At 72.1% G+C, this 9,028-nt stretch carries 6 protein-coding genes; 1 reads left to right on the top strand and 5 read right to left on the bottom strand.

Annotation, left to right across the window (positions count from 1 at the left end):
* Positions 1 to 97: 97 nt before the first annotated feature.
* Together ACZ4IF_RS20885 and ACZ4IF_RS20880 are read right to left on the bottom strand one after the other, a co-directional pair.
* The gene (locus ACZ4IF_RS20885) at positions 98 to 1,495 is read right to left on the bottom strand and encodes a GntP family permease (protein WP_467564796.1); all 1,398 of its coding nucleotides are present in this window, start codon (positions 1,493 to 1,495) and stop codon (positions 98 to 100) included.
* Positions 1,496 to 1,695: 200 nt separating this feature from the next.
* On the bottom strand, positions 1,696 to 2,220 hold the full coding sequence (locus tag ACZ4IF_RS20880) for a gluconokinase (protein ID WP_467564794.1): 525 nt from the start codon (positions 2,218 to 2,220) through the stop codon (positions 1,696 to 1,698).
* Positions 2,221 to 2,350: 130 nt separating this feature from the next.
* Between ACZ4IF_RS20880 and ACZ4IF_RS20875 the strand changes: the two genes are divergently transcribed.
* Entirely contained in the window at positions 2,351 to 3,052 is a 702-nt protein-coding gene (locus tag ACZ4IF_RS20875; RefSeq protein ID WP_095933227.1) for a FadR/GntR family transcriptional regulator, read from the top strand.
* Positions 3,053 to 3,185: 133 nt separating this feature from the next.
* Here ACZ4IF_RS20875 and ACZ4IF_RS20870 read toward each other — a convergent pair whose 3' ends face one another.
* The 3 genes from ACZ4IF_RS20870 to ACZ4IF_RS20860 all read right to left on the bottom strand — a co-directional run bounded on the left by ACZ4IF_RS20870 (position 3,186) and on the right by ACZ4IF_RS20860 (position 8,907).
* Entirely contained in the window at positions 3,186 to 3,560 is a 375-nt protein-coding gene (locus tag ACZ4IF_RS20870; protein WP_345647850.1) for a YchJ family protein, read from the bottom strand.
* A gap of 14 nt (positions 3,561 to 3,574) precedes the next feature.
* A complete protein-coding gene (locus ACZ4IF_RS20865) occupies positions 3,575 to 4,954 on the bottom strand; it encodes a M1 family metallopeptidase (RefSeq protein ID WP_467564791.1) in 1,380 nt (459 codons plus the stop codon).
* 77 nt (positions 4,955 to 5,031) lie between these two features.
* Positions 5,032 to 8,907, bottom strand: a complete 3,876-nt coding sequence (locus ACZ4IF_RS20860) for a Pls/PosA family non-ribosomal peptide synthetase (RefSeq protein ID WP_467564789.1) — start codon at positions 8,905 to 8,907, stop codon at positions 5,032 to 5,034.
* Positions 8,908 to 9,028 lie beyond the last annotated feature (121 nt).

The raw sequence follows: 9,028 nt of genomic DNA, 5'->3' as shown, positions 1-9,028 counted from the left end.
CGACAGGACCAGCTACAAGGCCACCATCAGCATCGACATCCTGACCACCCGCACCCCTTGACGCCCAACGCCCAACGCTAACTACACGGCATTGGGGCTAGATCACCAGGGACAGCAGCAGCACGAGGCCGCCGGCCACCACCGAGATGATCGTCTCCATCACCGACCAGGTCTTCACGGTCTGCCCGACGCTCAGGCCGAAGTACTCCTTGACCAGCCAGAAGCCGGCGTCGTTGACGTGGCTGAAGAAGAGCGAGCCCGCGCCGATCGCCAGCACCAGGAGGGAGGCGTGGGTGGTCGACATGTCGGCCGCGAGCGGGGCGACGAGTCCGGCCGCCGAGATGGTGGCGACGGTGGCCGAGCCGGTCGCGAGCCGGATCGCGACCGCGATCAGCCAGGCCAGCAGCAGCGCGGGGATCGACCAGTCCTTGGAGATGTCCAGGATCATCTGGCCCACGCCGGAGTCGATCAGCGTCTGCTTGAAGCCGCCGCCCGCACCCACGATGAGCAGGATGCCGGCGATCGGGGCGAGGGACTTCTCGACGGTCGTCGACAGTCGTTCCTTGGTGAACCCGGCGGCCCGGCCCAGCGTGAACATGCCGACGATGACGGCCGCGAGCAGGGCGATCAGCGGCGAGCCTATGACGTCGAACACGCGCTGGACCATGTGCGTGGGGTCGTCCACGACGATGTCGACCAGGGCCTTGGCCAGCATCAGCACGACCGGCAGCAGCATCGTGGCGAGGGTGGCGCCGAAGCCGGGACGCTTCTCCAGGTCCTCGGAGGCGCGCTGCGGGATCATGCGGTCGGGGGCCGGAACGTCCACCCAGCGGGCCGCGTAGCGGGAGAAGACCGGACCGGCGACGATCACCGTGGGGATGGCGACCAGGACGCCGAGCGCGAGGGTGACGCCGAGGTTGGCCTTGACGGCGTCGATCGCGACGAGCGGGCCCGGGTGCGGAGGGATCAGGCCGTGCATCACGGACAGGCCGGCGAGCGCCGGGATGCCGATGCGCATCAGGGAGTAGTTGCCGCGCTTGGCGACCATCAGCACGACCGGGATCAGCAGGACGATGCCGACCTCGAAGAACAGCGGCAGGCCGATGACGGAGGCGATGAGCACCATGGCCCACGGCATGGCGCGGCCGCCCGCCTTGGCGAGGATCGTGTCGACGATCTGGTCGGCGCCCCCGGAGTCGGCGAGCAGCTTGCCGAGGATCGCGCCGAGCGCGATCAGGACACCCACACCGGCGACGGTCGAGCCGAGCCCGCCGGTGAAACTGATGATCACTTTGTCGAGCGGGGCCCCGGCGACGGCACCGAGGACGAGCGAGCCGATGGTCAGGGCCAGGAACGCGTGCAGCTTGAACCTGGTGATGAGCAGCACGATGACGGCGATGCCCGTCAGTACGGCAATGCCCAGCTGAGCGTGGCCCGCCGAGGTGATCGGCTCGACGGCGTCCGCTGCCAGCATCTCGACGCTGAGTCTGGTCACGGTTGATCCCTTGCTTGAGTGAGGTACGCGGGAAGGGGGACGGGGTGGGGAGGGAGAGGGGGGACGGGGGAACGGGCTTCGCGGCCAGCGGGCTTCGCGGACACCGGCGCGTGACCGGCCGGACCGGTGGCCACGTCATGTCCGTGGTTGCGCCGTGCCGGTGGCGACGCGGTGCGGGGCGGGGTCGCCTCCGCGCTCGACTACGCGGGCAGGTCGAGATCCCGCAGCGCGGCCACGGCCCGCTCGGTGATCTCTTCGGGGCTGCCGGACACGTCCACGCCGACGCCCGCCTCGTCCGCCTCCAGCGGCTGGAGGGTGGCGAACTGCGAGTCCAGGAGCGCCGTCGGCATGAAGTGGCCCTGGCGGTGCGACATCCGGTCCTCGATGAGCTTGCGGTCACCGGTGAGGTGGACGAAGACGACTCCAGGGGCGGCCGCCCGCAGCCGGTCCCGGTAACTGCGCTTGAGCGCCGAGCTGCTGACCACCCCGCCGAGCCCGGCCCGGTCGTGCGCCCAGCGGCCGATGGCGTCCAGCCAGGGCCACCGGTCCTCGTCGGTCAGCGGCGTTCCCGCCGACATCTTGGCGATGTTGGCCGCGGGGTGGAAGTCGTCGCCCTCGGCGTACGGAACGCCGAGCCGGTCGGCGATCAGGGGACCGATCGTGGTCTTCCCGGTGCCTGCCACGCCCATGACCACCACGACGTGGGGGGTACGCGTCTGCTGCATCGTGCTCTCGCTGTCTTCGTCGACATCTGATGTCGACGACACTGAAACCTATTAGGTACGACGAATTCAAGAGTGTGTGACGTATAAGTCTGACTTTTTGTTCGAGGCGCCTGCCTCGTACGCTGACCCCATGACCACACGGGGCCGGGGGCTGCACGGACATGTACTGGAGACCCTCGGGCCGGCCATCACGGCGGGCGAGTATCCGCCGGGGAGCGTGCTGCGCACCGACGAACTGGCGCAGCGCTTCGAGGTGTCACGCTCCGTGATGCGTGAGGCGGTCCGGGTGCTCGAATCCATGCACCTCGTCGAGTCCCGCCGCCGCGTCGGCGTCACCGTCCGCCCCAAGGCCGAGTGGAACGTCTACGACCCCGAGGTCATCCGCTGGCGGCTGGCCGGTGCCGACCGCCCGCACCAGCTGCGTTCACTCACCGTGCTGCGCTCCGCGGTCGAACCCGTCGCCGCGGGCCTGGCCGCCCGGCACGCGACGGCCGAGCAGTGCGCCGAGCTCACCGAGTGCGCCCTGGGCATGGTCGCCACCTCACGCGGTCATCAGCTGGAGGCGTATCTCGTCCACGACATCGCCTTCCACCGGGTGATCCTGTGCGCGTCGGGCAACGAGATGTTCGCACGCCTCGGCGACGTCGTCGCGGAGGTCCTGGCTGGTCGCACGCACCACGAGGTCATGTTCGAGGACCCGGACCCGGCCGCCGTCACCCTGCACGTCCAGGTCGCCGAGGCCGTCCGGGAGGGCGACGCGGCCCGCGCCGAGCAGCTCACCCGCGAGATCACCGTCGGCGCGCTCCAGGAGCTCGACATCCTGGCACCGTGACCCCGGTGCGGCGGCACGGGCGCTGTCACCGTGCCTCCGTGGCGGCAGCGGGGGTGCCGTGCCGGCGCCGGCACGGCCCTCGTGGTGGCGGCACGGGCGCCGTACCGCCACCACGGCGACTCTGCCCCGCCGCCTACTCCTGGAAGTCCCCGTCCACGTACACCCACGCGCCGTCGACCCGCTCGAAGCGGCTCCGCTCGTGCAGCGAACCACCCCGGTAGGAAGCCCGGAAGGTGACGGTGCCGGTGCCGTGGAACGCCGAACCCTGCTCCGTGGCGAGGACCTCCAGACCGGTCCAGCGCATCCCGGGGTCGAACTCCACCCGCGACGGCCGTGTCCGCGGATGCCAGGTCCGCAGCAGATACCCCTCGTCCTCCTTCACGAAGGCGCAGTACCGCGACCGCATGAGCGCCTCGGCGGTCGGTGCCGCGGCCTCACCGCGATGGAACCGCCCGCAGCACTTCGCATACGGCTCGGGAAGCCCGCAAGGGCAGGAACGACTCGTCATGGCTGCCATTGTGCCTACGCCGAGTCGGCCTTCCCCGGCGGGTAGGCGGGCCGCGCCGGAATCGCCGCCCCGGGCACCGGCAGCGGCGGAAGCGCCCTCTCGTGCAGCCACGCCGTGAACAACTCGTCGAGCGGCTCGGCCGTGTAGCGCGAGACGTGCGAGGTGAACGTCGTCGTCGTGACCGCACCTCCCCGGTGCACGGCGGCCCAGCGGCGCAGCATCCGGAAGAACGCGTCGTCCCCCAGGGCCTGCCGGACCGCGTGCAGCGCCAGACCGCCGCGCTCGTAGAGCCGGTCGTCGAACATCAGCTTGCGGCCCGGGTTCGCGAGGACCAGGTCCTGGGGCTGCGCGGACAGCTTCCGGTGCGCGGCGGCGGCCAGTTGGTGCGCCGTACGGCCACCCGAACGCTCCGACCACAGCCACTCCGCGTACTTGGCGAAACCCTCGTTCAGCCAGATGTGCCGCCAGTCCGCGATGGACACGCTGTTGCCGAACCACTGGTGCGCCAGCTCGTGCGCCACCAGCCGCTCCGAACCCCGCGCCCCGTCCACGTGGTTGGCGCCGAACATCGACAGACCCTGCGCCTCGACCGGGACGTCCAGTTCCTCCTCCGTCACGACGACCGCGTACTCGCCGAACGGATACGGCCCGAAGAGCTCCTCGAACAGCTCCATCATCGCGGGCTGCCGTGCGAAGTCCCGGGAGAACTCGGCCAGCAGGTGCGCGGGCAGATGGCCCGACTGCGGCACACCGCCCAGGCCCGGGTCGCCCAGCAGCACCGTCTGGTACTTGCCGACCGACAGCCCGACCAGATAGCTGGAGGTGGGCGCCGACTGCTCGTACACCCAGGTCGTCGTCGACGCCCTCGTCGTCCGCGTGAGCAGCCGCCCACCCGCCACCACCGAGTACGCGGACGGCGTCGTCACCGAGATCTGGTACGAAGCCTTGTCCGCAGGCCGGTCGTTGCACGGGTACCACGACGGCGCGCCGACCGGCTGGCTCGCCACCAGCGCCCCGTCCTCCAGCTCCTCCCAGCCGAGACCGCCCCAGGGACTGCTGACCGGCTTGGGGTTGCCCGACCAGTGGACCTCCACGGTGAACGCGGCCCCCGCCCGGACCGGCTTCGGCGGCCGGATCCGCAGCCGGCCGCCCCGGTGCGTGTAGTGCGGCGCCTTGCCGTCCACCCGGACCCGGCCGATCCGGAAGTCGGCCAGGTTCAGCTGGAATTCGGCGAGCGGGGCACGGCCGGCTATGGCGTTGATGCGCGCGGTGCCGGAGAGCCGGTTCGGGCCGGGGCGGTAGTCCAGCGTGAGCTCGTACCGGTGCGCCCGGTAGCGGGGATCACCGTTGGCCGGGAAGTACGGGTCCGAATCCGGTGTCTGCTGAACGCTCACTGCTGCGTCTGCTCCCTGCCCTGTGCTCGTACGACGTGCCGCTGTACCGCCCTTCGTCTCCGATCCGGTCACGTCCGTCAGGAACGCCATGCCTCGATCGGGTTGCCCAGCCAGCGGGTTTCGTCGGGAACGGACTCCGCCGCCATCACCAGCGACGCCGGACCCAGGGTGGAGCGAGCCCCGATGGTGCTGCCGGGAAGGACGATTCCGCCCGGGCCCAGGGTGGCGCCCTCACGGAGGACAACAGTATCCGTCCGCAAGATCCGGTCGTGGAAGAGGTGCGTCTGCAGGACACAGCCCCGATTGACCGTGCACGCGTCCCCGAGCGACACCAGATCCGTCTCCGGCAGCCAGTAGCTCTCCACCCAGGTGCCCCTGCCGATCCGGGCGCCGAGCCCGCGCAGCCACGCCGTCATCAACGGCGTACCCGGCACCGACCCGGCGAGCCACGGCACCGCCACCACCTCGACGAACGTGTCCGCCAGCTCGTTGCGCCACACGAAGCCGCTCCACAACGGATGCTCACCGCTCCGGTGCCGCCCCACGAGCAGCCACTTCGCCACGATCGACACCAGGCAGGCCACGGCGCCCGCGCCCAGCAGCACCAGACCGCCGAACAGCGGCGCCCAGGCACCCAGCGCGCACAACGCCGCGACCGTCAGCGCGACCAGCGCCGCCGAGCAGAGCACGGGCACGATCCGGCACAGCTCCACCAGACCGCGCGCCCACAGCAGCCGCGCGGGCGGGTCGTAGGTACGGCTCTGGTCGCCGTCGTGCGCCGCGCGCGGCAGCTTCACCGGCGGCAGCCCCAGATACGAACTGCCCTTCTTCGCCTTCTTCGGCGTCGCCGACAGCACCCCGACCAGGCCGCCGTCGGGCACGCTGCGGCCCGGCGCCGTCATCCCGGAGTTCCCGAGGAACGCCCGGCGCCCGATCTCGGCCCGCCCGATCCGCATCCAGCCACCGCCCAGCTCGTACGGAGCGGTCAGCGTGTCGTCCGCGAGGAAGGCGCCCTCGCCGACCGTGGTCAGACTCGGCAGCGCCAGCACCGTGGACACCTCGGCGCCCCGCCCGATCCGCATGCCGAGCAGCCGCAGCCACACCGGCGTGATCAGCCCCGCGTACAGCGGGAACAGCGTCTCCCGCGAGCGGTCCATCAGCTGGGTGACCGTCCACGCCTGCCAGCCGACCCGGCTGTGCGTCGGGTGCGTGCCCTCCCGCAGCCCCAGGCTGAGCAGCCGTACGAAGACCAGCAGCAGCAGCGCGTACGCGAAACCGAAGGCGAGGGCGGACGGGACCAGGGCGAGCGCCGCCCCGCGCAGCGCGCCGCCCAGTCCGGCGTCCGCGCTCACGAACACCCGGGCCACCAGCAGCGCGGCCACACCCGCCAGCACCGGCAGCCCGCTCAGCGCGAACCCCGTCGCCCCGTACATCGCACGCCACGCCGTGCCGCGCTGCGGACGTTCCTTGGGCCAGGCGCGCTTCGCCTTGCCGAGCTTGACCGCGGGCGCCCCGGCCCAGCGCTGCCCGGTCGGGATCTGGCCGGCCACCGCCGAACCCGGGGCCACCTCGGCACGCTTGCCGACCCGCGCGCCCGGGAACAGCATGCTCCGCGTCCCGACCACCGCCCCGGCACCGACCTTGACCGCACCGATCTCCAGCCGGTCACCGTCCAGCCAGTGCCCCGACAGATCCACTTCGGACTCCACGGCGGCCCCCCGGCCCAGCTTGAGCATGCCGGTGACCGGAGGCAGCGAGTGCAGATCCACGTCCCTGCCGACCTTGGCGCCCAGGGCGCGGGCGTACCGCTCCAGCCACGAGCCGGTGAGCGAGGTCGCGCCGCTGAACTCGGCGAGACGCTCGGCCGTCCACAGCCGCAGATGGACGCTCCCGCCCCGCGGGTACCGGCCCGGCCCGACCCCGCGCAGCAGCAGCCGCGCCCCGCCCGCCGCGATCGCGAGCCGGCCCGGCGGGCTGAGGAAGAGGACCGTACCCGCCGCGACGAGCCACCACGAGGCGCCCGGCGCCCACGGATACGGACCGAACCAGTGCAGTACGTTCCCCACCGCGGCCAGCGCCACCGTCCAGCGCAGCCCGAGGACGGTGAACAGCGGAACCAGCAGCAGGAGCTGCGTCACCTTCGTCCGCAGCGGGACCGGGGCCACGAGGCGCGCGGTGCCGTCCTCCTGCGCGGTCTTCTCAAGACGCCGGGCGAGCTTGCGCAGTACGGGCTGCGCGTAGATGTCGAGCACCGCGGCGCTCGGATAGCGGGTGCGCAGCCTCGTCGTCAGCTGCGCGGCGGCCAGGCTGCCGCCGCCGATCGCGAAGAAGTCGTCGGAGCCACTGCCCACGGGTATCCCGAGCACCTCGCTCCACTGCTCCGCGAGCCAGGCCTCGGTGCCGTAGAGCTCCTCCTGCGCACCGCCGGTCTCCAGGACTTCCAGCGGCCAGGGGAGCGCCGCCCGGTCTACCTTGCCCGAGGTGCGGGTCGGCAGGTCCGCGACCGGGGCCAGCAGCGGGACCAGGGCGGCGGGCAGCTCGGCCCGCAGCTTCTCCACGGCGGTCGCGTGGTCCCAGCCGTCCTGGGTGACGACATAGCCGACCAGCAGCTGATTGCCGCCGCGCGCGGTGCGCACGGCCGCGGCCGCGCCGGCCACACCGGGCAGCGCCTGCAGCGCCGCGTCCACCTCGCCGAGTTCGATCCGGCGCCCGCCGAGCTTGATCTGCTCGTCGGCACGGCCGAGGAAGACCAGCCCCTCGGGCTCGGCCCTGACCAGGTCACCGCTGCGGTACGCCCGCTCCCAGCCGAGCGCGTCCAGCGGCGCGTACTTCTCGGCGTCCTTCTCCGCGTCCAGGTACCGGGCCAGCCCTACCCCGCCGATGACGAGCTGCCCGCTGCCGCCCATCGGCACGAGCTCCTCGTCCGCGTCGACGACGGCCAGCTCCCAGCCGTTCAGCGGAAGCCCGATCCGCACCGGCTCCTCCCCGCTCATGTGCGAGGCACAGGCCACCACGGTCGCCTCCGTCGGCCCGTACGTGTTCCAGACCTCCCGGCCCTCCGTGACGAGCCGCTGCGCGAGCTCGGGCGGGCAGGCCTCACCGCCGAAGATCAGGAGCCGGACCTCGTTGAGGGTCTCCGGCTCCCACAGGGCGGCCAGCGTGGGCACGGTCGAGACGACCGTGATGTCCTGCTCCACCAGCCAGGGCCCGAGGTCGGCGCCGCTGCGGACCTGGGCGCGCGGCACCGGCACCAGACAGGCGCCGTACCGCCAGGCCAGCCACATCTCCTCGCAGGAGGCGTCGAAGGCGACGGAGAGACCCGCCATCACCCGGTCGCCCGGGCCGATCGGGTCCTCGGTGAGGAACAACGCGGCCTCGGCGTCCACGAACGCGGCGGCACTGCGGTGCGAGACGGCGACGCCCTTGGGCTTCCCGGTCGAGCCGGAGGTGAAGATGATCCAGGCGTCGTGTTCGACGCCCGGCCGGGCGGCGCGGGCGCCCGAGGCGCCGGTGACGGTCAGCTCGTGCCCGGCCCCCACGACCGCGCACACCTCCGCCTCGCCGAAGACCAGCTCGGCCCGCTCGTCCGGGTCCTCCGCGTCCACCGGCACGTACGCGGCACCGGCGGCGAGCACGGCGAGGACGGCTATGTACAGATCGTTGGTGCCGGAGGGGACCCGCACACCGACCCGGTCGCCGAGCCCGACCCCGGCCGCGGCGAGCCGCCCGCGCAGGACCTCGACCTCGACGGCCAGGGCGCGGTAGGTCAGCGAGCGCCGGCCGTCGTCGAGCGCCGGCTCGTCGGGGTGGGCCCGTACGGAGGCGTCGAGGATGTCGACGAGCGTGCGCGGCGAGGCGGCGGAGGAGGCGGAGAAGCGAGCCTGGTCACCGAACTCCGCACGCACCTCGTCGTCCGACAACGCGAGCACGGGGTCTTGCTGGAGGGCTGCCATCGGGTCCTCACGTGTTGTTTCCCGGAGAGTCCGGGGCGCTGGTGGGCCCGCAGGTATGCCTGGGGATATTCCGGTCCAGCTCCAAACAAGCGTGGAATTTTAGTACGACGCTAGCCGCGGA

This window comes from Streptomyces sp. NPDC025784 (assembly GCF_055558435.1).
The sequence above is the reverse complement of the archived record's forward strand: the minus strand, read 5'-3'. Positions and strand labels throughout refer to the sequence as shown.

Bases quoted from the DNA above. Each gene is read 5' to 3' on its own strand.
- ACZ4IF_RS20875 (WP_095933227.1), top strand. From the start codon at position 2,351: ATGACCACACGGGGCCGGGGGCTGCACGGACATGTACTGGAGACCCTC.
- ACZ4IF_RS20880 (WP_467564794.1), bottom strand. From the start codon at position 2,220: ATGCAGCAGACGCGTACCCCCCACGTCGTGGTGGTCATGGGCGTGGCA.
- ACZ4IF_RS20870 (WP_345647850.1), bottom strand. From the start codon at position 3,560: ATGACGAGTCGTTCCTGCCCTTGCGGGCTTCCCGAGCCGTATGCGAAG.
- ACZ4IF_RS20860 (WP_467564789.1), bottom strand. From the start codon at position 8,907: ATGGCAGCCCTCCAGCAAGACCCCGTGCTCGCGTTGTCGGACGACGAG.